Origin of the sequence: Thalassospira sp. UBA848 (assembly GCF_002295455.1) — a bacterium.
Classification (GTDB): Bacteria; Pseudomonadota; Alphaproteobacteria; order Rhodospirillales; family Thalassospiraceae; genus Thalassospira.
In genome coordinates, this window is sequence record NZ_DBGS01000038.1 from 91,395 (window position 1) to 115,615 (window position 24,221).

22 protein-coding genes are annotated in these 24,221 nt (G+C 54.5%); 12 read left to right on the forward strand and 10 right to left on the reverse strand.

Translation table 11 applies throughout. The features are described from left to right. The 3 genes from B2R48_RS05240 to B2R48_RS05250 form a co-directional block, all read left to right on the forward strand. Positions 1-948, forward strand: a 948-nt coding sequence (locus tag B2R48_RS05240; protein ID WP_296998527.1) for a cobyric acid synthase, incomplete at its 5' end; no start/stop codon positions are given. A 206-nt stretch (positions 949-1,154) separates the two neighbouring features. Continuing rightward, entirely contained in the window at positions 1,155-1,829 is a 675-nt protein-coding gene (locus tag B2R48_RS05245; protein ID WP_062957181.1) for a glutathione S-transferase family protein, read from the forward strand. Continuing rightward, complete coding sequence (locus B2R48_RS05250; protein WP_296998528.1) at positions 1,826-2,638, forward strand: class I SAM-dependent methyltransferase; 813 nt, start codon at positions 1,826-1,828, stop codon at positions 2,636-2,638. Before B2R48_RS05245 ends, B2R48_RS05250 begins: the two co-directional genes overlap by 4 nt. A gap of 47 nt (positions 2,639-2,685) precedes the next feature. Here the strand turns inward: B2R48_RS05250 and B2R48_RS05255 are convergent, their stop codons facing one another. Together B2R48_RS05255 and B2R48_RS05260 are read right to left on the reverse strand one after the other, a co-directional pair. Continuing rightward, positions 2,686-3,714 (reverse strand): substrate-binding domain-containing protein, encoded by a 1,029-nt coding sequence (locus B2R48_RS05255; RefSeq protein ID WP_062957382.1) that lies wholly within the window; start codon positions 3,712-3,714, stop codon positions 2,686-2,688. Positions 3,715-3,838: 124 nt separating this feature from the next. Further along, positions 3,839-4,657: a tetratricopeptide repeat protein gene (locus B2R48_RS05260; RefSeq protein ID WP_213475248.1), complete on the reverse strand. Its 819-nt coding sequence runs from the start codon at positions 4,655-4,657 to the stop codon at positions 3,839-3,841. A gap of 268 nt (positions 4,658-4,925) precedes the next feature. Between B2R48_RS05260 and B2R48_RS05265 the strand changes: the two genes are divergently transcribed. Both B2R48_RS05265 and B2R48_RS05270 read left to right on the forward strand, forming a co-directional pair. Beyond that, a complete protein-coding gene (locus tag B2R48_RS05265; RefSeq protein ID WP_296998532.1) occupies positions 4,926-5,828 on the forward strand; it encodes an SDR family oxidoreductase in 903 nt (300 codons plus the stop codon). 209 nt (positions 5,829-6,037) lie between these two features. Further along, on the forward strand, positions 6,038-7,045 hold the full coding sequence (locus B2R48_RS05270; protein WP_062957184.1) for a complex I NDUFA9 subunit family protein: 1,008 nt from the start codon (positions 6,038-6,040) through the stop codon (positions 7,043-7,045). A gap of 76 nt (positions 7,046-7,121) precedes the next feature. On the opposite strand, the gene B2R48_RS05275 is transcribed toward B2R48_RS05270, so the two are convergent. From B2R48_RS05275 to B2R48_RS05285, 3 genes are all read right to left on the reverse strand, one after another. Continuing rightward, complete coding sequence (locus B2R48_RS05275) at positions 7,122-9,269, reverse strand: methyl-accepting chemotaxis protein (RefSeq protein ID WP_296998554.1); 2,148 nt, start codon at positions 9,267-9,269, stop codon at positions 7,122-7,124. A 330-nt stretch (positions 9,270-9,599) separates the two neighbouring features. Next, positions 9,600-10,385 carry a cobalt-precorrin-6A reductase gene (locus B2R48_RS05280; RefSeq protein ID WP_062957186.1) on the reverse strand — a complete coding sequence of 262 codons (786 nt, stop codon included), beginning with the start codon at positions 10,383-10,385 and terminating at the stop codon, positions 9,600-9,602. A gap of 92 nt (positions 10,386-10,477) precedes the next feature. Further along, positions 10,478-11,596: a cobalt-precorrin-5B (C(1))-methyltransferase gene (locus B2R48_RS05285; protein WP_296998556.1), complete on the reverse strand. Its 1,119-nt coding sequence runs from the start codon at positions 11,594-11,596 to the stop codon at positions 10,478-10,480. Positions 11,597-11,818: 222 nt separating this feature from the next. Between B2R48_RS05285 and cobA the strand changes: the two genes are divergently transcribed. The 7 genes from cobA (at position 11,819) to B2R48_RS05320 (ending at position 19,511) form a co-directional block, all read left to right on the forward strand. Beyond that, the gene (cobA, locus tag B2R48_RS05290) at positions 11,819-12,682 is read left to right on the forward strand and encodes a uroporphyrinogen-III C-methyltransferase (RefSeq protein WP_213475436.1); all 864 of its coding nucleotides are present in this window, start codon (positions 11,819-11,821) and stop codon (positions 12,680-12,682) included. Positions 12,683-12,786: 104 nt separating this feature from the next. After that, the gene (locus B2R48_RS05295) at positions 12,787-13,563 is read left to right on the forward strand and encodes a sulfite exporter TauE/SafE family protein (protein WP_296998558.1); all 777 of its coding nucleotides are present in this window, start codon (positions 12,787-12,789) and stop codon (positions 13,561-13,563) included. 180 nt (positions 13,564-13,743) lie between these two features. Beyond that, positions 13,744-14,358, forward strand: a complete 615-nt coding sequence (locus tag B2R48_RS05300) for an SCO family protein (RefSeq protein ID WP_062957189.1) — start codon at positions 13,744-13,746, stop codon at positions 14,356-14,358. Positions 14,359-14,462: 104 nt separating this feature from the next. After that, positions 14,463-15,788, forward strand: a complete 1,326-nt coding sequence (locus B2R48_RS05305; protein WP_296998560.1) for a cobyrinate a,c-diamide synthase — start codon at positions 14,463-14,465, stop codon at positions 15,786-15,788. A 102-nt stretch (positions 15,789-15,890) separates the two neighbouring features. Beyond that, positions 15,891-16,355 carry a YcgN family cysteine cluster protein gene (locus B2R48_RS05310; protein WP_296998563.1) on the forward strand — a complete coding sequence of 155 codons (465 nt, stop codon included), beginning with the start codon at positions 15,891-15,893 and terminating at the stop codon, positions 16,353-16,355. A 703-nt stretch (positions 16,356-17,058) separates the two neighbouring features. Continuing rightward, positions 17,059-18,549, forward strand: coding sequence for a methyl-accepting chemotaxis protein (locus tag B2R48_RS05315; protein ID WP_213475265.1), 1,491 nt, complete (start codon positions 17,059-17,061; stop codon positions 18,547-18,549). Positions 18,550-18,758: 209 nt separating this feature from the next. Further along, positions 18,759-19,511: an MBL fold metallo-hydrolase gene (locus B2R48_RS05320; protein ID WP_296998567.1), complete on the forward strand. Its 753-nt coding sequence runs from the start codon at positions 18,759-18,761 to the stop codon at positions 19,509-19,511. 22 nt (positions 19,512-19,533) lie between these two features. Here the strand turns inward: B2R48_RS05320 and B2R48_RS05325 are convergent, their stop codons facing one another. From B2R48_RS05325 to B2R48_RS05345, 5 genes are all read right to left on the reverse strand, one after another. Next, positions 19,534-20,271 (reverse strand): alpha/beta fold hydrolase, encoded by a 738-nt coding sequence (locus B2R48_RS05325; protein ID WP_296998587.1) that lies wholly within the window; start codon positions 20,269-20,271, stop codon positions 19,534-19,536. Between the two features lie 179 nt (positions 20,272-20,450). Continuing rightward, entirely contained in the window at positions 20,451-20,717 is a 267-nt protein-coding gene (locus B2R48_RS05330) for a DUF1150 family protein (protein ID WP_296998569.1), read from the reverse strand. Between the two features lie 16 nt (positions 20,718-20,733). Then, on the reverse strand, positions 20,734-21,231 hold the full coding sequence (locus tag B2R48_RS05335; protein WP_213475270.1) for an Hsp20 family protein: 498 nt from the start codon (positions 21,229-21,231) through the stop codon (positions 20,734-20,736). 178 nt (positions 21,232-21,409) lie between these two features. Further along, positions 21,410-23,080 carry an adenylate/guanylate cyclase domain-containing protein gene (locus tag B2R48_RS05340; RefSeq protein ID WP_296998572.1) on the reverse strand — a complete coding sequence of 557 codons (1,671 nt, stop codon included), beginning with the start codon at positions 23,078-23,080 and terminating at the stop codon, positions 21,410-21,412. Positions 23,081-23,318: 238 nt separating this feature from the next. Next, positions 23,319-24,044 carry a glutamine amidotransferase-related protein gene (locus tag B2R48_RS05345; RefSeq protein ID WP_296998574.1) on the reverse strand — a complete coding sequence of 242 codons (726 nt, stop codon included), beginning with the start codon at positions 24,042-24,044 and terminating at the stop codon, positions 23,319-23,321. Positions 24,045-24,221: the final 177 nt, after the last annotated feature.

The window sequence follows — 24,221 nt, forward strand, 5'->3', positions numbered from 1 at the left end:
TGGCTTAAAGGCTATGTGATCAACAAGTTTCGTGGCGATGTGTCGCTGTTTGAACCGGCCACCGGCATCATTGCCGAAAGATGCGGCCTAAAAAGTTACGGTATCGCAACGTACTGGCCCAATGCCCATAAACTTCCTGCCGAAGATGGCGTGGCGCTGGAAAACGCCGGGAAATATCACCGCAAGGCCGGGGATGCGACAAACGCAATTCTGCGCATCGCGGTGCCGCATCTGCCCCGTATTGCCAACTTCGACGATCTTGATCCACTGGCGGCCGAGGATGATGTTGAATTGCTGGTGATCAAGCCGGGGCAAGTGATCCCTGGGGATTGTGATCTGGTGTTGTTGCCGGGCTCAAAATCGACCATGGCCGACCTTCGGTTCCTGAAAGACCAGGGCTGGGATATCGATATTCTGGCCCATTACCGCCGTGGCGGTCATGTGGTCGGCATTTGCGGCGGCTATCAGATGCTGGGCCGTATGGTTCATGACCCAAACGGGGTGGAAGGCGCACCGGGCAGTGAGGCCGGGCTGGGTCTTCTGGATGTTGAAACCGTCATGGCCGGTGACAAGACGCTTCGCAAAACAGCCGGTCTGACGGTCGGCGATAGCGCTGCTTTTGCCGCCGGAATTGCTGTTGATGGCTACGAAATCCATATGGGCCAGACTGATGGCCCGGATCGGGAACGCAGTTGGCTTGATCTGAATGGCACGTCTGATGGGGCGATTAGTGCGGATGGCCATGTTTTGGGGTGCTATTTGCACGGGCTGTTTGGCAGCGATCCTTTCCGCGATGCCTTTTTGGCAACTCTTCGTTCCGAAGAAGCGCGTCAAAGTACGCGTTTCGAGACCGGTATTGATGCCGCACTTGATGAATTGGCCGATCATCTTGAAGCCTGCCTTGATCTTGATGGCATGCTGGAACTGGCCAAAAGCCGCGCGCCATGACCCGGGTGGCGGTTTTCTGTGTTATCGCCGCGAAAATCGCATCTCAGAGCCGTTCTAGGACTTTACTTCAACCGCGTTGCATGGTTTGAGATATCTTGCAGTTCCGGGTTGGAAACGAACCGGATTGCTTGCGGTTTTTAGAATGTTTGCGGCCGCGTGACGGGTCTTTGCAAAACGTTCATTCTTGGTCGGGTATCTTCACGCTTATGCGTCAGTTATATCATTTTTGGCTTTCACCGTTTTCGCGCAAAGTGCGCCTGGTTCTGGCCGAGAAAAAGCTGGATTTTGAACTCACAGCTGAACCTGTCTGGGAACGGCGTGATGACTTTTTGCTGCTTAATCCCGCCGGTGAAGTGCCTGTCCTCATCGAAGAAGACGGATCGGTTTTGTGTGATTCCGTCGTCATTTGCGAGTATCTCGACGAGGTTTATGAGGACGAGCCAAAACTGTTCGGATCCAACCCCAAGGAAAGAGCGGAAATCCGCCGCCTTGTCGCGTGGTTCGATGGCAAGTTCAATCGCGAGGCCACCGAACATCTGCTGGGGGAGAAGCTTCTGAAACGCTTCTTTTCGACCGGCACACCCGATACCAAGGTCCTGCGTGCCGGGCGGACCAATGCGGCCTATCACATGGACTATATCGGATGGCTGTTTGAACGCCGGAATTGGTTGGCAGGGGATCATCTGACCATGGCCGATCTGGCGGCCGCCGCACAGGTTTCCGTGATCGACTATATGGGCGATATCAACTGGTCAAAACATCCGCGTGCCAAGGACTGGTACATGCGGATCAAAAGCCGCCCTGCCATGCGCGATATTCTGGCAGACCGGCAGGCAAGTTTCCCGGCATCCAGCCATTATGCGGAACTGGATTTTGAATGAAGAATTCATCCATATTTGATGAATTCTACCCCGAAGGCGGGTTAAATACCGCGAGTTACGATCTTCGCGCTGATCTTGATCGCAAGATTTTTGAAGATCCCATTCCCTTCTATACCCGTCTAGCATTAAGCTTGGTGCACGAAAATGGCGTGCTTGAACTGGGTTGTGGCACCGGGCGAATCAGTGCCGCGATTGCCAGACTTGGTGTCGCGGTCGAAGGCCTTGATCTGTCACCTGCAATGCTGGATCAGGCACGCGCCAATTACCCCGATCTGACATGGCATCTTGGCAATATGTGCGACTTCGATCTGGGGCGGCAATTTGATCTGGTCATCATCCCGTTTCGCGGGCTTCAGGAAGTCACCGATGCCGATGATCAGCGACGTGCCCTTGAACGAGCCTGTGCCCATCTCAAACCCGGCGGGGCGATTGCCCTTGATCTGATGGATCCGGATCTGCGTTATTGCCTGCCTGAAGGTGATCCGGAGCCGGTCGAGCTTCCGATCTTTCCGATGCCAGATGGTGTTGGGCAGCCGGGCAGCCGTCTTCGCATCACCGCGATGGAACGCACCAACGATCCCCTGACCCAGAAGTTCAGCGAACATTGGCGGTTTGAAGAAATCAACGATCAGGGCGATGTGATTAAACGCGAGGATTGCTGGCATCACCTGCGCTGGGTTCATCGCAGTGAAATGCGTTTGATGTTGGAGTTATCCGGTTTTGTTTCGATAACGGAATTTTCGGACTTTCAGGGCAATCCCCCGAAATATGCCAGCAATCAGGTCTGGATGGCAAAACGGCCGGACTGATGCCCGGCCGTCTATACGCGATGTACTTGCTCTGATCTGTTTGCTGATCAGTTACCGGCGAATTTCGCGGCACTGGTCATGGTCTCTGCGCGCTCGTCAGCGGTCAGCGGCACCAGACCGTTATCGGCCAGAAGACCGTCTTCACCAATCACAGCGTCCGATACATAGGTCGAGATGAAGTCACCCAGGCTTTGTACCAGTTGCTGGTGGTCGTCCTTGACGTAAAGGTAAAGCGCCCGCGATGCCGGATAGCTGCCATCAAGGATGGTCTCATAATCCGGTTCGATCCCGTTGATCGGAACACCCTGAAGACGTTCGCGGTTACGCTCCAGATTGTTAAAGCCCATTACACCATATGAGGTCGGGTCTTTTTCAAGCTTGCTGATGACAAGCCTGTCATTCTCGCCCGCCTCGATATAGGCGCCGTCGTCGCGCAGCGTACGGCACAGAAGCCGGAAGCTGTCCGGATCGGATGCCTCAAGACTTGCGATATCGGAAAACGTCGCACACCCCTGATCTAGCAACAGCTGCCCCATCAAATCGCGTGTGCCCGAAGTTGGCGGCGGACCATACACGCGGATTTTCAGGTCCGGCAGGCTCGGGTCGATATCCGACCATTTTTCGTGCGGGTTGGGCACACTGGCACCTTTGACCGGAACCGTGCGGGCAAGGGCGAGGTAAAGCTGGCGGGCGGTAAGCGACATGTCTGGTGCGTCGCGCGATCCCAGCAAGACAATGCCGTCATAGCCGATCTTGATTTCGCTGATGTCGCGGACCGAATTCGCCGCACAAATGGCGGTTTCCGATCCCGTGATCGGGCGTGATGCATCGACAATATCGGGGAATTGTGCACCAATGCCGCCACAAAACAGCTTGAACCCGCCACCCGAACCGGTGCTTTCAACCACCGGGGCCGGTGCGCCGGTGGTCTTGGCGAAATGTTCGGCGACCTTCGTGGTCAGCGGAAAGATCGTTGATGATCCAACGATCCTGATCTGATCACGGGCTTCTGCAGCAGGTGATGCCAGAAGCGCAATTGATGCAGCAAAGGTAGCCAAGGCAAGCGTGCGACGCATTTCGTCCCCCAAAAACTTTCCGGTCATGGCCCGGCGTGTGGTTCTACCGGTCATATACAAGGAAATCTGTCACAGCGAACCAGTTTTCTGAAAGTCAGACGGCTCTGGTCTTGATCCGATTTCGCTAGTTCGATCCGGTGCGAACATCCATCTTCTCTATATTCGCTTTTGCCGCATCGGCAACAGGGGTTCCGTTTGAAAGTTCTATGACATTTAGCCAGTCGCGACGGGCCAGATCGTCCTCGCCCGCGATCCGATACAGCTTTCCGCGCTCGAAAAGTGCCTGCACATTTTGCGGATCCTGACCCAGAACGTTCTCGATATCGGTCATTGCCAATTCGTAACTTTCAAGTAGCCGCCATGCAGAGGCCCGATAAATAAGGGCTTCGGCATAGCCTGGTTGAAGATCAAGCGCCTTGTTCAGATCATCAATCGCTTCCCAGTACTGCCCGGCAAGGCCAAGTGCCATGGCGCGGTCGACCCAAAGCTGCGGGTTATTTGGCACCAGTTCAAGCGCGCGGCTTTGATCGCGCCAGGCATATTCAAGGTTATCAGCCATCATCCAGGCCTGACCTGCCTGGGCCAGCATTCCCGCGACGACACCCGGTCCGGCCGAGCTGTCCTTTGCCAGCGCATCAAGGCGGGTCGCGGCTTCTTCATATTTTCCAAGCGATATCAGCGCCACAGCGACACAATGGCGCGCTGGTTCTCCGCCACCCAGATCGCGCCACGCAATCGCGCTTTCAAAGCCGTCTTCGGGTTTGAGCTGTGCGAGTTTGATACAATCGCGATATTGCTGGCTTTCTTCCTGTGTCATGCCGCCGTTGCTTTCGGTTTGGGCGCGGGCGTCGGTTATACCTGTGCCCCAGAAACCCACAAACCCCGCCAGACACAGCAAGCCTGTGGCGCGCGCTAGGATCGAGGTGCCGGAAAGTCGTGACATGAAAAGCTCCGTCTTTGGCAAAAATTGCTGGCAGACACCATAGAAGATCATTTGGGCGATCCACCATGCCTGAATGCGCATATCTGAAAATTCATAGTTTTGAATTCTCACATCATGAAAACGGCAAGATAATGATTGTTGTTCCCGAAATCGAACCTTCTCGGGAACAAATCATACTGCCAAAAGGTTTTGCCAAAAGGCTTTGTTTGTATGTGGCAAGGCCGTTACTGTGCCGTCACACTAGTTTGCCGTCATAAAAGGTGCCTTGATGACCAATAAGTTGTTCTGTTTCGGACTGGGATTTTCCGCCCGCCTTATCGCCCGCGCGCTTCAGGCAAAAGGTTGGAAAATAGCCGGAACCACGCGGAGCACTGATAAGGCCCAACAGCTGAAGTCCGAAGGTATTGAGCCTTTCATCTTCGCCGATGATCAACCGATAGCCGATATTGCAAGCGCCCTTGATGGCGTGACGCATGTTCTGTCTTCTGCCCCGCCCGGCGGGCAGGGGGACCCGGTCATTCATCATCATGGTGGTGATCTGGCCAGCCTGCCGGCAGGCACGTGGATCGGCTACTTGTCGACCACCGGGGTGTATGGCGATTGGGGTGGCGCCGAAGTCACTGAAGAAGATGATCTTTTGCCAAGTGGCAAGCGCGGGCGCAGGCGGGTGGCCGCAGAAAAGGCGTGGTTTGATCTGGGCCGCCGTCATGACCTGTGTGTGCAAAGTTTCCGTTTGGCGGGTATATACGGCCCCGGCCGCAATGCGCTTGAAACGGTCCGGTCGGGCCGGGCACGCCGGATCGTCAAACCCGGCCAGGTTTTTTCACGTATTCACGTCGAAGACATCGCCCAGACTGTTCTGGCGTCGATCAAACAGCCTAATTGTGGTGCGGCCTATAATGTCTGTGATGATGATGCGGCCCCGCCGCAGGATGTCATTGCCCATGCTTGCGGGTTGCTTGGTGTTGATCCGCCGCCCGAACAGGATTTCGCAACTGCCAAGCTTAGCCCGATGGCCGCAAGCTTTTATGAAGACAACAAACGCGTTTCAAATGCGCGGATCAAACAGGAACTCGGCGTAAAGCTGCGTTATCCGGATTATCGGGCCGGTTTGATGGCGCTTTATGATGAAATTCTGGACGAAGCAGGGACAAAAGACGCAATTGATTAACAACAGCGCATTGTTGACGACACTTACGGGTCGTATATAACCCAAAAGCCTGCGGAAAATCATATCGTCGCTTGTTTGGGCACCATATGATTGTCCACAGGAGCAGTTTCGGACCGGATCGCCAGGCGGTTCGGACCCCAAAGCCACCGAGCACCGGCACATGATGTGGGTCCATCCACATTTTCCCGACCGGCAAGGAGAGAGCAATTATGGATCGTCGTATTGTAACCGTCTTTGGCGGCACCGGATTTGTCGGACGTCATATCGTCAAGCGTCTGCTTGAGCGTGATTTTATCGTCCGTGTCCCGACCAGAAGCTTTGAGCGCGTCAAAAAGCTCAAACCGATGGGCTATCTGGGACAGGTCGTTCCGGTCCATTGCGATGTGCGCGATGAAGACAGCATCAAGGACGCAATCGAGGGTTCCGAAGCGGTGATCAACCTGCTTGGCATTCTTTATGAGCGTGGCAGCAAGAATTTCCTCAATATCCACGTCAAGGCAGCAAAACGTATTGCCGAAGAAGCCAAGGCGACCGGCGTAAAAACGCTTTTGCATATGTCGGCCCTTGGTGTGGATAAAAACACCTCTGCCAACTATGCGACATCGAAGCTTGCCGGTGAAAAGGCCGTGCGCGAAGTTTTCCCGGATGCGGTGATCTTCCGTCCTTCGGTCATCTTTGGCCCGAATGACAACTTCCTGAACAAATTTGCCACCATGGCTCGTTTCTCACCGGTTCTGCCGGTTGTCGGTGCGCCGGGCCTGCCGAAAGTTGATCTGGGCGAAGGCAAGGTCGATCTGCACGGCGAAGGTGGCCCGAAATTCCAGCCGGTTTATGTTGGCGATGTTGCCGATGCCTTTGTCACAGCCCTTACCGAAGGCAAATCTGCTGGCAAGACCTATGAGCTTGGCGGACCTGAAACCCTTTCCTTCATGGCGCTTTTGCAGGACATGCTGCGGATCACCCGTCAGCGTGCCATTCTGATGCCGGTTCCGTTCTGGCTGGCCTCAATCAAGGCATTCTTCCTGCAGTTCCTGCCGGTTCCGCCGTTGACGCCCGATCAGGTGCGTCTGCTTAAAACCGATAACGTGGTGTCTGACGGAGCAGAAGGCTTTGCCGAGCTTGGCATTACGCCAAACAGCCTTGAGGCGATTGCACCGTCTTATCTCAAGCGCTTCTGCCCACCGCGCAAATCCGGCGAGTTCCGCCGTTTCGTCTAGGGCCACAAAGCCAAAGATACGAAAAACCCCGCCGATATGTCGGCGGGGTTTTTTATTGAGATAACCTTGGTGAAATCTATTCGCTGCGCACCCGGGTGACGAAGTTGTTGGCTTCTGTCTGAAGGCTGTGCGCCTTGGCCAGAAGGTCTTCGGCGACCGAGCGGGCGGAACCCGACATTTCGCGGAATTCTTCGGCGGCACGTGAAACACTGGCCATGTTGTCCGATACATGGCGGACGCCATTGGCGGCTTCTTCCGATCCATTGGCGATTTCACCGGTGGCGGCACCCTGTTGGCTCATCGCAGCTGCAATCGAGCTTGAAATACTGTCGATTTCGCCGATTGTCCGGGCAATGGTCGAAATCATTTCCACGGCCTGACTGCTGACGTCGCGCATTTCGCTGATCTGCTGGCTGATATCCTCGGTCGCGCGCTGGGTCTGGGACGCCAGGTTTTTGACCTCGTTGGCGACCACGGCAAAGCCCTTGCCAGCATCCCCGGCACGGGCACTTTCGATGGTGGCATTGAGCGCCAGCAGGTTGGTCTGATCGGCAATGGTTGTGATCAGTTCGATCACCTCACCAATACGGTCTGCGGTATCTGACATCTTGCGGACGGTTTCATCAGATTTCCGGGCTTCGGCCACGGCCGTTTGCGAAATCTCCTCCGCCTTGGCGACTTGTCGTTCGATCTCGCGGATCGAGGCAGACAGTTCCTCGGTCGCAGATGAAACCGAACTGACGTTGCTTGATGCATTTTGTGATGCCTCGTTGACCTCTGCCGCACGGGTGACGTTATCACCCGCATTGCGTTCCATGTTATCGGCCGTATCGCGCATTTCGTTGACCGCGGTCAGAAGCTCCGTCACCAGCGTGTTGACCGAACTTTCAAATCCGTCGGCCATTTCATGCAGGGCCGCGCGGCGTTGTTCTTCGGCGCGTTCTTCGGCTTCCTTGTTTTGGGCGCGCAGGCGTTCGGCCTCCCGGGCGTTTTCGCGGAACGTCTCGACCGAACGCGCCATATCAGCAATTTCGTCTGATCCGCTGTCTTTTACCTCTGCATCAAGGTCGCCCTTTGTCAGGCGGGTCATCGCACCATTCAGGCCAATCAGGCGACGCAACAGGTTGCGACTGACATAAAGCCAAAGGATCAGCGTCGGAATGACGATGGCGGCAATTGCCACGACGATCATGATGATTTCAGCGGTTGCGATGGTTTCTGCCACGCCACTGTTGGCATCGTTGATCTTGGCACGCATTTCGCCCAAAAGGCGCTCGGCCGTGAGGGCGATCTGTTCGGTGATCGCCGCATTGTCATCAAGAATGGTATTAAGTTGCTCTTCCGTGGCAAATTCCGCCTGACGCAGGGCAAACAGGTTATTTGGTTTGGACGGGTCAAGCGCAGCCTGAAGCTCTGCCAGGGTTGCCTGCGCGGTTTCCTTTGCGTCCGGGTCGGGCATCAGGTCGATGCCTTTTTGCAACTGGGTCAGGATCGGATTGATCGCGAACTTGACCTTATCAAGTGCATCAGTGTCACGTGCGGCAACGACCTGTTCGGCAAGACCCGGGATCTGAAACGCAATGGCGCGCAGATCGCTCATATTCTGGGCATCAAGCGCATCCACATCGAGAAGCTTATCAAGCGTATTAAACGCTTCGTTGGTCTGATCTTCGCGCCCGACCATAGAATAAAGAGCGGACGCGCTGTTGGTGAGCGCCATATTGGCGTCGGTATTCAGCGCGCGCGCAGATGCCTCGATCGCATTGGCCGCAGTGACAATCTCATTAACCAGTGCGTTGGTCGCGACGTCGTTGGCAAACAGCGACATCTGCGTTTCCTTCAGCGCCCGGATATTGCCGACCAGCGTTTCTGTCTGATTGGAAAACTCGCTCAGGATTGCGCCATCAACGCCAAGCTCGGCAAGAGCCGCGATGTCGTTGTTAAGCTCTGTTTCAATCTGATCCAGTTCGGCGCTGACAGCTTCGATTTCTTCGGCGTTCTGGGCAACGGCAACGTTGCGCGCGATGTTGCTGACCTGGTTGCTACGCGCATAAAGCTCTTGTCCGGTGACAAGGGCCGGTATCGCCTCGTTTGAAACGACCGATTGTTGTGTCTGTGTAATTCTAAAGGCAAAAACAGCCAGTGCGGCCGCAATAACAGCGAGCAACGCGATGGGCACAATCGCCATCATCAAGCGTCCTCGCAAACCAAACCTGCCAGTCATTTATAAAGTTCCCCCAACGGCACAAATATTGTCCGGCGGCTTTTTGCCCTTGCTTCGGACGTATTGCCAATGTCGGATAACGCATCGCGCAATGGTAATTGCCGCGGAAACGCGTTATCCGCCCCGCACTGGAGACTATTCAGAAGCCGCCAAGCACTGGCAAGATTAATCGTCTTGGATGGAACAGTTTCGTGAATTGTTTGAGAATTACCGCTCTTGTCGGCAGGGGGTAGCTATCTGGGGGAGTTTGTTTTCCGGAATAATTCTACCCATGGGCATTTTGTCCTCGCCGGGGAGAATCGCCGATAGTCCGTGCGTGTGATCCGGGTGTCAGATTTGATCAAGAATCTCGTGAACGCGCTTGATTATCGCGCTGCGTGATGGCGCCTGAATGACCGGTTCACCGCCGGGACGTTCGATCATGATCACGGGAATACCCAGATTGCGGGCGGCCTCAATCTTGGCAAAGGTCGCATCGCCACCACTGTTTTTGCTGACGATCACATCGATCTCGTAGCGTTCAAGAAGCTCGGTCTCGCCTTCAACGCTGAACGGGCCGCGTGCAAACAGCCATTCGCCATATTCCAGATCAAACGGATCGCGCGGTGCATCGACGGTCCGAACAAGCAGCCAGGTTTTTTCCAGCCCCTCAAAGGCATGCAGGTTCTTCGCCCCGCTTGCAATCAGCGCACGCGTACCGACGTCGGGCAGGATTCTGGCGGCTTCCTCAATCGATTTCACCGAAATCCAGTTGTCCTTTTCGGTCTTTTCCCAAGCCGGGCGGTGGAACTGAATACAGGGCATGGCAACCGCATGGCAGGCTTGGGCGATATTGTGCGATATCTCGGTGGCATAGGGATGGGTGGCATCAATCACCAGATCAATCTGTTCGTTTTTGACATAGGAAATGATGCCTTCCGGTCCGCCAAAACCGCCAATCCGGACCGGGACCCCATCGGGCAGGCTGGGTGCGCTGGTGCGTCCGGCAAGCGAAAGCTGCAGGCGAATATCGCGACCAAATTCATGCATCAGGTCTTCGGCAATGCGATTCGCGTCTCCGGTCCCGCCAAATATAAGGATGTGTTTCGGACGGCTGGCAGGACGCAAGAGGGACATGGGCAAGAAACCTTTTTGTTGCTTTGTGGGTCCGTGCGGACCTGTTTTTGAGTACAAGCGATAGTCTAACGGCCAGATGGCTTTGATGCCACTTACGACCCGGTTGGCCTGAACTGTTCAAAATCGCCCATACCATGGCGGGCAATGATGGTACCGCTGCGATCAGTGATAACGATTTCCACCGCACAGGCACCATCAAGCGTTGCGCGTGCGGATTCACAGGCCTGACGTGAAATGGTGTCTGCGATCTTAACGTTTGCCGCCTGACAAAGTTCCAGAACCTGTTTGGCGGTATTGGCATTGCGACATTGATCCTGAAGGGTTTCATCCCCGCCACATGCGGCAATCGTGTCGGCCAGTCTGTCGAAATCGACCTGTGATCGGCTTGAATGCAGATCCAGATGGCCCTGGGCAAGCTTGACCAGTTTGGCAAAGCCACCCGCGATGCTGACAAAGGGCACAGGATTCTTGCGCAGATATTTCAGCATCCCGCCCACAAAGTCGCCCATATCAAGAATGGCGTCTTCGGGCAGGCCGTAAAATGCCCGAATGGCAGCCTCGGACGTCTTGCCGGTTGCCCCGGCAACATGGTTACGCGCGGTGGCGCGCGCCACATCAATGCCGCGATGGATGGAATGGATCCACGCCGCACAGCTGAACGGGATGACAATCCCTGTGGTGCCCAGAACCGATAATCCGCCGACAATCCCCAGACGCCCATTCCAGGTTTTCCTGGCAATTTCAGCACCGCCGGGAATGGATATTTCGATTTCGACATCAGGCTGTGCGTCAAACTGATCACAAAGCTCGGTAATCTGTCCGATCATCATCTCGCGGGGTTTGGGATTGATTGCCGCTTGCCCCGGGGGCAATGGCAGGCCCGGTTTTGTGATGGTGCCGACCCCTTCGCCGGCATTGAATGTAATGCCGCTTCCCGGCTTTGCGATGCGCACGGTCGATATGATTTCCGCCCCGTGGGTAACATCCGGGTCATCACCGGCATCCTTGATCACGCTCGCCTGCGCCCAGCCATCGCCCTTTTTCGCCTTGATCAGCTTAAAGGACGGCGTTTCCCCGCGCGGCAGGGTGATGGTAACCGGATCAGGAAACGCGCCGGACAGCAATGCCTGCCACGCAGCACGGGTTGCAGCGGTGGCACAGGCCCCCGTTGTCCATCCCTTGCGCAGCGGTCCATCCGGTTTTCTGGTCATCAGATGATTTTCCTGTCAGTCCTGCCAGTGATTCTGTGATTGACGATGCGGCGGAGATCCGCACTGGAAACTCAATTAAACATATATATTTATGTTATTTGAAAAGTTATACGAAAAAATCTCGCAAATATGTTGTGCGTAGCACTCGATTGCTGTTTAACATATCCTTTCAATGTGGTCCTGCACAGATGACTGCATTTCATTGATTAGAAGTAGCGCGTGATGACGACTCTTGGTGTTGATTTTCCGGTTTTCGAACCGGGTTGGGTATGGCTTGTTGGTGCGGGTCCGGGGGATCCCGGTCTTTTGACACTGCACGCTGTCAACGCCATGCAGCAGGCCGATGTCGTTGTTTATGATGCGCTGGTCGATGACCGCATTCTCAATCTTTTGCGCAGCGACGCCGAACGTATCTATGCGGGCAAGCGTGGCGGGCGTCCGTCTTCCAAGCAAACCGATATTTCCCTGCAACTGGTCGAACTGGCCAAACAGGGGTTGCGCGTTCTGCGTCTTAAGGGCGGGGACCCGTTCGTCTTTGGCCGCGGCGGCGAAGAGGGCATGACCCTTGTCGATCACAATGTTCCCTTCCGTGTCGTACCGGGCATTACAGCGGGCATTGCTGGTGCGGCGTATGCTGGTATCCCGACCACCCATCGCGATTGCAATTCATCGGTGACCTTTGTTACCGGCCACGGATCAAGTGGCGAGGTGCCCGATAACATTAACTGGGGTGCCTTGGCCAAGGGTGCGCCTGTGCTTGTCATGTATATGGCAATGAAGCATCTGCGTCGGATTTCATCGGAACTGATGGCAAATGGCCGCGCACCGGATGAACCGCTTGCGGTGATCAGTCAGGCGACCACACCGGGCCAGGGGATCCTGATCACCACCCTTGGAAAGGCGGCTGATGATGTCGAACGCGAAGGCGTTGAACCGCCTGCGGTTTGCATTCTTGGCAAGGTTGTCGGACTGCGCGACCGGTTGAACTGGCTTTCGCCACAGGATGACGTGCGTGCGGTGCGCCACGTGCCGTTCGAACAGGTGCTTGATCTTATCACCACACCGGCCGACCCGTTGAAAGACTAGGTTCTCCAAACGATCCATATATGGCCGCAACAGATTGATATATATCGTTGCTGGTAAGCGCCGTGATTGTACAATCGCGTGCAATTGTTTTGGCCGGATGGATCATGGACGAACAGCAGGTACTGATACGCATCCTTGAAAGCGGTTGGGCGCAATGCGTCGACATCGTGCGCGCTGATGGCGGGGTGCTTTTCACCGCGTTGGTGGCCGGGCTGGTCGGCAGTGCGACTCACTGTGTCGGCATGTGCGGCCCGTTCGTGATCAGTCAGGTCACGAGCCGGATGGAACAGCTCCCGGTCGAAAAAATGAGCGAGTTCCGCCGCCTGACCGGGGCGGCCTTGCTTCCCTATCAATTCGGACGTTTGTCGACCTATTGCCTGCTCGGGGTGTTGGCCGGTTACTTTACCGACAGCATCAGTGCCCTGACACGCATCTGGTGGCTTGGGCCGGTTTTGCTGCTGGCGGCCGGTTTGTTTTTCCTTCTTTTCGGCATTTTGGGGCTGATGCCCCATCTTGGTGGTTTGTTGCCATCGACTGGTGAGTCACGCTGGTGGAACAAACTGGTGGGGAATCATGCGCGCGGACTGTTTGCCGCACCATATGGCTGGCGGGGATATTTGCTGGGCCTGATGCTGGGCTTTATCCCCTGCGGTCTGGTTTATGGCGCGCTTGTCATGGCGGCGGCCACCGGGGCGGCGCTGAATGGCGGGGTGGTGATGCTGGTCTTTGGTCTTGGCACAGTGCCGATGCTGTTTGTCACAGGCTTTGTTGGGCAATATGCCGCTCAGCGATTTCGCGCCCTGATGGTGCCGGTTGGCCGGGGGCTTATGATCATTAATGGTCTGGTCCTGTTTGCATTGGCGGCAAGCATGTTTGTTTAAGTGACCTGAATGATCCGGTTGCTTGCCCAAGGCCGGTGTTTTCAGGGAATTGTGACCAAGTGTGAGCTTTCCCACAGGGGCCGCGCTTGCAAGAATGTATGGGATATTTATAGTGCCCGATCAGACTGTGACGCACAAAGATCGGTTGTCCCTAACCGACAAAGACATGAGGGTGGACGCGTGAGCAAAAAGACGCTTCTGGCAATTCTGGCGATTGCCCTGGTTCTTGGGATCGGGTTGACCTATCGCCTGATGATGATGGGTACGGAAACCAAATCGTCTGGTTCGGCATCCATCGGTGGTCCGTTCGAGCTGGTCAATCAGGATGGCGAGACCGTCACCCAGGATGACTTTGCTGGCAAATACATGCTGACCTATTTTGGCTATACCTTCTGCCCAGATGTCTGCCCGACCGAATTGCAGGTCATGGGCACAGCACTTGATATGATGCCCCAAGACATTGCAGATGAAATCACGCCGGTCTTCTTTACCGTTGATCCGGAACGCGACACGGTTGAGGCCATTGCTGAATACGTCCCGTATTTCCATGAACGTATGGTGGGCCTGACCGGGACGGTGGAACAGACAACCGCGGCGGCAAAGGCCTTTCGCGTCTATTACGCCAAAACGATCCCGGAAGGTGAACCCGAAGACACCGACAGCTATCTGATGGACCATTCATCCTTTGTCTACCTGATGGACCGTGACGGGCAGTTTGTGCGCCACTTCAATTATGGTACCAGCCCCGAAGACATGGCAAAGGGTGTAACCGAGGCCGTCAAAAAGAACGGCTGATTATGTGATTGAGTTTGGCTGCCAAGCCGCGCAATGCGATGATCATGGCCGATGAATTCGGCTCGGTAAATCATTCACACCAAATCAATAGGTCCTGACCCTAAATGCCTGACACCATACCGGGGATCGTGATCGCGGCCCCCGCATCGAACAGTGGCAAGACGGTAATTACGCTGGCTCTTTTGCGTGCGTTAACGCGCATGGGCCACGCGGTTGCCGCGGCCAAAACCGGGCCGGATTATATTGATCCGGCTTTTCAGGCCGCGGCGTGTGGCGACACCTGTGTCAATCTAGACCCATGGGCAATGACGCCAGGCCAGATTAAAGGTCTTGCCGGCGATCATGTTAAAGACAAAGCATTCCTGATATGTGAAGGGGTGATGGGTCTGTTTGACGGTGCAGCCAACGGGGACGGATCAACTGCCGATCTTGCGGCCCTTGCCAACTGGCCGGTTGTTCTGGTTGTCGATGTTAAGGGTCAGTCGGCCTCAGCTGCCGCAGTGATTTCCGGCTTTGCCAAGTTTCGCGATGACATCAATGTGGCGGGTGTCATCCTTAATCGAGTCGGTAGCGCGCGTCATAAACAAATGATCGTCGATGCCTGCGCCAGGCATTTGCCTGACCTGCCAATTCTGGGGGCGGTGCGACGCAGCGAAGATTTGATTCTGCCTGAACGTCATCTTGGGCTGGTGCAGGCGCGAGAGCATCCCGAGCTGGATGCCTTTCTTGATCGCGCAGCCGATATCATTGCGGATGATGTCGATCTGGATGCGTTGATCGATTTGGTCGATCAAAAAGATAACCAGTCTGAAAAATCCGCAAAACAAGTTCTGATGATTGCTCCGTTGGGGCAACATATCGCGGTGGCACGTGACGCGGCCTTTGCCTTTAGCTACCCGCATATTCTGGATGGCTGGCGTGCGGCCGGGGCTGAGATTTCCTTTTTCTCGCCACTCTTAAACGAAACTCCGAACCCGGACTGCGATGCGATCTATCTGCCCGGCGGTTATCCCGAACTACATGGCGAAACACTTGCTAATGCTGCTGCCTTCAAGGCCGGAATGCGGGATGCGGCGAAAAGCGGTGTCCTGATCTATGGGGAATGCGGGGGCTATATGGCACTTGGCAAAGGCCTTGTTGACGCCACCGGGACGCGTCATGAAATGCTTGGTTTGTTACCGCTTGAAACCAGTTTTGCCACCCGCAGGCTTCATCTTGGCTATCGCGAGGCACAGTTGGGCATGCCAACGCCATTTGGCCCGGCGGGCATGAAGCTGCGCGGCCATGAATTTCATTACGCAACCACAGTGTCCGAGGACGGCATGCCGTTCTGCCGCATGAAAACTGCCACTGGCCTGGATCTTGGTCCGGCCGGACTGGCAGAAGGACATGTCTTTGGTTCCTTCTTTCATATGATCGCACAGAGTTGATCAAATCACCGTAAGACTTGAATTCAACGGTTGCCAACCCGTGTGCTAGGGTCCTTTCTCTAGATATGATATGTCTGATATAGCCCGCGAGTGAGAGAGATCATGGATAGCAAAGACCGCGCCCAATTGCCGCCGGAACCGTTTTGGGAAACCAAGACGCTTGCCGACATGACTCAGGATGAATGGGAATCTCTCTGTGATGGCTGTGGCAAGTGTTGCCTGCACAAGCTTCAGGATGAAGAAGATGATTTCGTCTATTACACGTCGGTTGCCTGTCGTCTGCTTGATTGCCATACATGCCGCTGCAAGGACTATCCCAATCGCACTCAACATGTTCCTGATTGCGTGCAGCTTTCTAAGGAAAACGTCGAAACCCTGTCCTGGATGCCTTCGACTTGCGCCTATCGCCTGATGGCAGAGGGTAAGCCACTGCCCGATTGGCACCCGCTGAAGACAGGTGCGCCAGACTCGGCCATTATGGCTGGCATGTCTGTGCGTGGCATGGCCATCCCCGAGGACGAAGCCCATCCCGACCTGACCCGGTATATCGTGAAGTGGCCGGCCTGAACGCGTTTTGCAAACTGTAGATTGGGTAATTCAGGTGATAAGGGGATGATCAGCCGCGAATGATTTCGCTCAGAAATCATTCCTTGATCGGCATCCTGTCAGAAACAGAATCTCCGAACTGGCGGTTGCAAAAAACCCGTTAAGTCCTGGAGCTGTGATAGGGTTCGTTATGGTGTTGTATTGCTATCCGAATGGACAGTTCGCCAAAATTATGCAAAAACAAGTTTGTCTGCGATGGATAGCTGTGCGTAGTGACTAAAAATGGATAACGAACACGGAAAATCCATAAATAATTGAAAAACAATAATAATAATCACAGAAATCATTTTGGAAGTCTCGGGATACAGTATCCTGGATTGTATTTTTCCAAGCAGAAGTTCAATTTTTCTTGCACTACTCGAAAGTATATGATCATTTGATCAATTATAGAGTGATTGATCATTTTGTTGATTTCATGTGCTTTGCTTTTTGCTGTGACCCAATGTGGCAGGCATCAAGTGCTCCGCGTCAGGGACCCGTCAGGACGTTCAGATTTTGCCTGTTGTGGCTCCTGTGACGACAGGCAGTGATCTTTCCAGAGGCTCGGGACGTAGAACGAGGCCTCGAACACAAAACATCAATCCTAACCGTGTGATTGAAAATCAACCCCGCAACGCTGTTAAGGGGACAGACGGGATTAATCCGTCAATGAAAGGGTATAAAAGTGGGTATTGGAATCTTTGGCGGCGACAAGGAAGCGCGGAATGAACAGCAAGTCACTGCTGCGCTGGGTCGCTCTATGGCGCGCATCGAATTTGATGCCGACGGAAATATTCTGCGAGCCAACGAGAACTTCGAAGCGGCGATGGGCTGCAAGTCAGACGACATTGCGGGCAAACATCACTCGATATTCGTGCCTGAGGAAATCGTCAATTCCGGGGAATATAAAAACTTCTGGAAGAAGCTGGCCGCGGGCGAGTTTCTGAGCGGCGCCTTTCCGCGCAAGCGCCAGGACGGTTCGCTGATCTGGCTTGAGGCGACCTATAACCCGATCTTCGATTCAAAAGGTAGAGTTTCCAAGGTTGTGAAATTTGCCTCGGATATTACCGAACGTCGGAACGAACGGGCGCTGTTGCAAAGCGTATTTGATGCCATCAATACGTCGCAGGCGGTGATCGAGTTCGATCTGGATGGTACGATCATAACCGCCAACGAGAACTTCCTGTCGGTAATGGGTTATAGCCTGGATGAGATCAAGGGCAAGCATCACAGTATGTTTGTGTGCAAAGACCAGCGTGAAACATCAGAATACAAGACGTTCTGGCAGAAGCTTAATCAGGGCACATTCCAGGCTGGTCAGTTCCAGCGTGTCGGCAAAAATGGCAAGGACGTCTGGATCGAGGCCACCTACAATCCGGTTCTTGATGCTGTCGGAAATCCGATCAAGGTGATCAAGTTTGCCACAGACATTTCCGAGAAGACCAAGCTTCTGATTGATCTGAAGAAGATGATTGACGGCAACTTCGCAGAGATCAATGACAACATCGCAGACCTCAAATCAAGCGCGGTACAAAGTGTGGATGCCTCGACCAACGCCATGGAACTGACGCGCAATGTTGCCGCCAGTGCCGAACAAATGGCAGCCTCGATTGCGGAAATTTCGCAAAGCATGGCGCAGTCACAGGGTGAAACCGAACGCGCTTATGAGCAGACCAACACGGCCAATGAAATGACCCAGCGCATGACCGGTGTGGTCGATCAAATGGGCAATATCGTTGAAGTCATCCGTGACATTGCCGGGCAGATCAACTTGCTGGCGCTGAATGCGACGATTGAAAGTGCGCGTGCAGGTGAAGCGGGCAAGGGCTTTGCCGTGGTCGCCAACGAGGTCAAGAACCTTGCCAATCAGGCCGCCCGTGCAACCGAAGACATCACGCAGGAGATTACCGGTATTCAGGATATTTCTGCGGAAGTCGCCGGTGCACTTGAAACCATTCGCGGTTCGGTCGAAACAGTTCGAAACGATGTGACCAGTATTTCTTCGGCGGTGACAGAGCAAACAGCCGTAACTGAAAACGTCAGTGCGAGTGTGCGTGAGATGGCACATTCGGTCGAGGGAATGTCGAGTAATCTTGAAGCGATCCGTGAAACGACTTCAACGGTTGAGGCATCGGTGCAGCGTACCCGCGAGGCTGCGGAAGTGCTTGCACGCTGATCACAAGCGACTCGAACCAAAATATGCATTTTATGGGCAGGGCCATTTGGCTCTGCCCATTTTTGTTGATTATGACAGTTCGAAGATGATCATTGCGGCTTGCCCGGAACCACTTGCGTTGTGGATGACAACATCACAAGAATGTCGGCTTATGATTGGTCAAGCTGATATAGTTCGCATGTGCTGGGGAAATACGGGGCAATAAGGCAATGAACAGCGATCATCTGCGCATTGATGTTCTGGGTGTCGGCGAGGCATTCGACCCGAACTTTGAAAATTCGTCGGTGGTGGTGTCTGCGGGCGATTTTCGCTTGTTGATCGATTGCGGTGCCACGGTCGCCGGGCAACTGATGGGGAAATTCCCCGACCCGGATGCGATTGATGCGATCTATTTTACGCATATGCATCCTGATCATGTTTTTGGTCTGGTACCGATCATGTTGAACTGGCGCGATGACGGGCGATCCAAACCATTGCGTATTCTGTGCAGCCCGCAATTGCGCACTCATCTTGAAAAACTGATGGAGCTCGGCTTTACCGGGCTTGGGTCAGCCTGGCCGTTTACCATCATATGGCATTCAATCGCCGAAACAAATTCGATTGGTCCGTTTGAATGTCGCTTTGCCCGGTCAGATCACAGCGTTCAGAACCATTCGATTTTGCTGCGCTATGCCGACAAGGGATTTGCCTATTCCGGGGATGGCAATGTAACGGCCGATACCGCAGCCCTGTTTACGGGTGCAGATCTTGTTTTTCAGGAAACCTATCTGATCAAGCATGATCCGCAACATGCAGCCCATTGTGATCTGGAAACGGTTTTGAAACTGGCATCGGACATGCCCGGCGCGCGATTCTGGCTTTATCACATCAAACGCAATGTCCGCGCGGAAATGGCCCATATGCTGCGTGGGAACGAGCAGGTCCGCATCGCCGCACCCGGCGAAGTCATCGAAATCCGCTAGGCCATATCGGAGAGCACCTTATTTATTCGGGCATGCTTTCTTTCAGGCAATAAAGCACCTCATAGGGTGCTGTCAGTTGTGGCAGGTGTCCGTATGAATCGATGATGTGTAACGTGCTGTTGGCAAGTTTAGCATTCAGATAATGACCAACTTCCAGCGGTACGGCAGGATCCCGGGCGGGTTGAATGATTGTGGTTGGGATAGTAATTTTTGGCAGGATATCGCGGAAGTCAGACTGAAAAATGAACCGTGCTATCTTGAGTGCGGTTTGGGTTGGCATGGCCAGAAGGCCGGACGCAAATTCACGAACGAACAGGGGAAATTCGTCGCCGACAATCACCGGGGCGAACCCGTTTGCCCAATCTTCGTAACCTGCTTCCATTGCGCCAAAAAGACCATCGAGATCATCTTGGGAGAAACCGCCGTGATAGCCGTCTTCATTGAGATAGCGCGGTGAAGGCGCAATCATGGAAATATGATCAAATATCTCGGGGCGTTTGGAGGCCGCGATCAAGGCAACCATACCGCTCACGGAATGCGTCAGTATTTTTGTAGATGAAATGCCTTGTTCATCAAGGATCGCTATCAGATCGTCGGCAAAAGCGGTAATGGATGTATGTCTTCCGTCTTCGAATGTTGCCCTGCTGTTCGGGCCTGCCCCTGCGAGGTCATACACCCCGATATCGTAATGTTTGAGAAGTTCTGGCAACAACAGTCGCCAACTACGATGATCGGTCCCGAACCCGTGCGACAGCACCATCAAAGGGGCATCCGCGTGCCCGCGAGCATTGCGGATCAGGCGCCAGTTATGCAGCTCTGACAGTGTTTTCAATGCTTTCTCGTTCGACGTGCCGGTCAACTTGATCAAACCTCCGAATGAACTGAAAAAAGTACCCGGCGGGGCGGGTACTTCAAAAGCATCTTAACGTTGTAGACGACTTAGTGAACCGAGCGTGGTTCCATGTCGTGCTGGCGGATGGCTGCATCCGCCACGGCATGGTTTTCGAATGACGCGATGTGGGTCCCGTCGGCGGTAAATACGCCATAAACCATTTCATCACTGTCTTCTTCGGTATTGGGGACCTGACGCACATAGGCAAAGTCATGAATACCCAACAGCGCGAAATCACCATTTGACAAAAGGCCGGTGTCTTGGCCGATGCGCTGGTCGCTTTTGCTATCGTGGTTGGCTGTTCGATTTGTCATTTAAACCACTCCTTGGTTAGGCTTTGCCGTCTTTGGTATCGGCATTGCTGTCCTCTTCCTCGACTGTCATGTCGATGGTTTTGGAAGGCACAGCTTTTTTCTTGTTCGAGCCAATCGCGATTTCACGCACGACCGGTTCCGGCATGGGTCGGTTAAGGTCAACATGCAACAGACCGTTATCCAGATGCGCCCCAACGACTTCGATGCCTTCGGCAAGAACGAAGGACCGCTGGAACTGGCGTGACGCAATGCCACGATGGATATAGACCCGTTCACTGTCATCATCGGTGTGTTTGCCCCGGATGATCAGCTGGTTGTCCTCGGTGGTTACCGACAGGTCGTCTTCGGCAAATCCGGCAACTGCGACGGTAATGCGCAGTTTGTTCTCACCGATCTGCTCGATGTTATAGGGTGGATAGCCCTCGGCTTTGGTTTTTGATACCTGATCAAGAACGCGTTCGATCTGGTCAAAGCCCAAAAGCAATGGGCTGTTAAACATTGATATTCGCGACATTGCAGCACCTCCTCCGTCAGAGCGAGTGTGGTTATGTTCGGATCCCGCGCAATTTGCGTTTTGGGCACCCGTTTGTTCGACCCGAAGCATTCGGCATCGAACGTTTCATCTATTCAAATAAATGTGGTTTTCCCATCAATAGTCAAGCCTTGCCTGCATTGCGCAGACCGGATGTGGCCTATTTGCCTGCCTGTGTGAGATCGGGCATGGCTTCAAGCGCATAATAGGCCACCGACTGGTCCTTGCCGCGAAGCGCAACTTCATGTTTCACCGCATTTTCCGGCAAGGGAATCGGCCCGTGATCAAACAGCGTTTTGGAAATAATCAATGGCACCCCATGCCCCTTGGTCTCGGCTTCCAGACGCGCAGTGGTGTTGATCGTATCGCCGATCGCACTGATATTCTCGCGGCCGGGCGGGCCCATTTCCCCGACGATGGCCTTGCCCATATGGATGCCAATCCCGATGCGCAAAGGATGGGGCAGTTCGGATTTCAGATGCAGGTTCAATCCTTCAATCCGGCGCAGCATTTCAGCCGCCCCTTCAAATGCCTGCAAGATGGTGCGTTCTGTATCTTCGCTTTCATGTCCGTAAAGCGCCATCAGGCCATCACCGGTAAACTGCGCGTAGTAGCCACCCGTGCCCCGCAGTGCCTCGGTCATCTCGGCAAAGAACTGATTAAGGATGAAAAGCACGTCATAGGGCATCTTGCTTTCACCGAGCTTGGTCGAATCGCGCAAGTCGATAAAGATGCAAACAACCTGTCTTTCACTGCCCGAAAGCCCACCGGGACGCCGTCCGTCGCGCGCGGTGGCGTTGGGCGGCAAAAGCGGTGCAACCGCCAGGTCGTTCTGTGGTCTGATCTGACAGGCAAGGCGCATGCCCTTGGGGGCTTGAATGCTTTTAAGTGCTGCTGCCTCGATCTGGCCGGGTTCCGCCAGTTGATCTGTGCCCGATCCGCAATGAATACGACATGTGGTGCAGCGCCCATGTCCACCGCAAACCGATGCCATCGGGACGCCCGCATCGCGCAGTGCTTCCAGTGCTGTGGCACCGGGGGGGACGCGGACAAACCGGCCATTGGGCAGGCTTAGCATCGGCCCACGCCTGACGCGATCAATGGTCTGGCGGATCTGACGGACCCCAAAGGGTGCAAGGGCAAGCGCGATGCTTATGATCGAGAACGGCAGAATGGCATTTTCATAAAAGTTGATGGCTGCCTGGTTAACATTGGCGGCATCAAGCACGCCAAATACATATTTGCGTCCGCCTTCCTCCGCACGGCGGATTACCTCGGCCGCGGCTGCCCCATAACCGGCAAGTGCCAGTGTCGGGATCAGGATTGAAAGCGTGCCAAGCGTGTTGCGCCATTTCGGATAGAACGGTTTGACCCGAAGCCAGAAATGAATACCGATACAGCCATGTGCCCAGACGACAATCACCGTGATCGCCTGCAAGATGCCCTGAAACGGAATGAAGACCGCCAGATCAAGCAGAACGCGCTCGAACGGTGATGCGACGTCAAAGCCCAGATCAATGATCCGGGTAGCGATGATGTGACGAAACAGCAGGAACGGAATGCACAGGCCCAAGATCATCTGGGCCCATTCAGATTTGCGCAGGCGCAAAGTACGGCGGCTGGTCAACCGCGCCGTCGCCAGCAAAAAATGCGTGACAAGAGCGGCCAGCAAAAGGATCTCAAGCGGCGGGAACTGCCAGATCTCGGTGGTGTATTCCCCGACAGTCTCCATCAGTTCCGGTGAAACGATGCCTGCGGCATGGTTGAACAGATGGGTCAGCACATAGGCAAACATGGTCAGGCCGGAATACAGCCGCAAATTTTGAATCATCGCTTCACGTGCCCGCTTTTCACTTGCTCATCTCTCACGCAGTCCAACCTCCCGCAGTCCAAACAGGCGTCGACATTCTGTGGTCGATCATGTCCTTTTGGCGCCGTCCTGTTGTGGCAGGATCATGCAATACTTTTGGTTGATAAAGTGTTTTGCCTCTTCAGGCACGAAAAAAGCCATCAGGACATCTGATGGCTTTCTTTGATTTCGCGTGGTTCGTAACCAGTATGATCTTGGCCTAGGCTGCAGATCGAATGCGCTTCTGGGTCATGAACTTGACCATGGAGCGCGCAAAATCCGTGCTTGTGATCGGGGTTTCAAGCGATTTCATCGCCGCCTCATGCACGTCGTCAGGGATCAGGTCATAACGTGCCTGCAAAAGGGCTGTTTCATAAGGCTTCATGAATTCCGGGTGTGGCTGGATCGAGGCGGCGTTATCGCCATATTGCAAACCGGCATAGGGGCAAAAATCGGAACTTGCCCAGACGGTCGCATCCTTCGGTGGCTCTACCACCTGATCCTGATGGAAGGCATTGATACGGATGGTGGCCGGGCTATCAGAAAGCCAGTCGCTGTTACTGGCGTCCACTGCATATTCATGCGCACCAACGCCCCAGCCCTTGTCCGATTTAACAACCTTGCCGCCGAGCGCCGTTGCCAGAATCTGATGACCAAAACAGATGCCAAAGACCGGCTGACCAGCGCCAACCGCTTCACGCAGGAAGTCCTGCAGGCGGATCATCCATGGTGCGTTCTCATAGACCCCATGCTTGGAGCCCATGATCACCCAGCCATCCGCATCGCTGATTGAGGCGGGGAAAAAATTCTCCAGCACAGTCCAGGTCTCGAACTCCAAGCTAGGGTCAACGTCGCCAAGCAGCTTTTCGAGCATGCCGGGGTAGGAAGCAAAATCGTCGCGAAGTTCTTCCGGGGCGAATCCGGTCTCAAGAATGCCGATCTTCATGCAAAAACCTCTGTGGTCGTCAATGTGGCGCTGTTGCTGAGTTATGGGATTCTAACGCCAAAGACAAGCCCGGTGCTGCGAGATTTTATGCAAAATTTGACGGGAAATGCGAAACCGCCCGGCGGGATGCACGGGCGGTTGCACAACCTGCGGCCATTTGGCCGGGGGGGCAGGTTG

Coding starts and splice junctions, on each gene's coding strand:
- B2R48_RS05245 (WP_062957181.1), top strand. CDS start 1,155: ATGCGTCAGTTATATCATTTTTGGCTTTCACCGTTTTCGCGCAAAGTG.
- B2R48_RS05250 (WP_296998528.1), top strand. CDS start 1,826: ATGAAGAATTCATCCATATTTGATGAATTCTACCCCGAAGGCGGGTTA.
- B2R48_RS05255 (WP_062957382.1), bottom strand. CDS start 3,714: ATGCGTCGCACGCTTGCCTTGGCTACCTTTGCTGCATCAATTGCGCTT.
- B2R48_RS05260 (WP_213475248.1), bottom strand. CDS start 4,657: ATGTCACGACTTTCCGGCACCTCGATCCTAGCGCGCGCCACAGGCTTG.
- B2R48_RS05265 (WP_296998532.1), top strand. CDS start 4,926: ATGACCAATAAGTTGTTCTGTTTCGGACTGGGATTTTCCGCCCGCCTT.
- B2R48_RS05270 (WP_062957184.1), top strand. CDS start 6,038: ATGGATCGTCGTATTGTAACCGTCTTTGGCGGCACCGGATTTGTCGGA.
- B2R48_RS05275 (WP_296998554.1), bottom strand. CDS start 9,269: ATGACTGGCAGGTTTGGTTTGCGAGGACGCTTGATGATGGCGATTGTG.
- B2R48_RS05280 (WP_062957186.1), bottom strand. CDS start 10,385: ATGTCCCTCTTGCGTCCTGCCAGCCGTCCGAAACACATCCTTATATTT.
- B2R48_RS05285 (WP_296998556.1), bottom strand. CDS start 11,596: ATGACCAGAAAACCGGATGGACCGCTGCGCAAGGGATGGACAACGGGG.
- cobA (WP_213475436.1), top strand. CDS start 11,819: ATGACGACTCTTGGTGTTGATTTTCCGGTTTTCGAACCGGGTTGGGTA.
- B2R48_RS05295 (WP_296998558.1), top strand. CDS start 12,787: ATGGACGAACAGCAGGTACTGATACGCATCCTTGAAAGCGGTTGGGCG.
- B2R48_RS05305 (WP_296998560.1), top strand. CDS start 14,463: ATGCCTGACACCATACCGGGGATCGTGATCGCGGCCCCCGCATCGAAC.
- B2R48_RS05310 (WP_296998563.1), top strand. CDS start 15,891: ATGGATAGCAAAGACCGCGCCCAATTGCCGCCGGAACCGTTTTGGGAA.
- B2R48_RS05320 (WP_296998567.1), top strand. CDS start 18,759: ATGAACAGCGATCATCTGCGCATTGATGTTCTGGGTGTCGGCGAGGCA.
- B2R48_RS05325 (WP_296998587.1), bottom strand. CDS start 20,271: ATGGTGCTGTCGCACGGGTTCGGGACCGATCATCGTAGTTGGCGACTG.
- B2R48_RS05330 (WP_296998569.1), bottom strand. CDS start 20,717: ATGACAAATCGAACAGCCAACCACGATAGCAAAAGCGACCAGCGCATC.
- B2R48_RS05335 (WP_213475270.1), bottom strand. CDS start 21,231: ATGTCGCGAATATCAATGTTTAACAGCCCATTGCTTTTGGGCTTTGAC.
- B2R48_RS05340 (WP_296998572.1), bottom strand. CDS start 23,080: ATGATTCAAAATTTGCGGCTGTATTCCGGCCTGACCATGTTTGCCTAT.
- B2R48_RS05345 (WP_296998574.1), bottom strand. CDS start 24,044: ATGAAGATCGGCATTCTTGAGACCGGATTCGCCCCGGAAGAACTTCGC.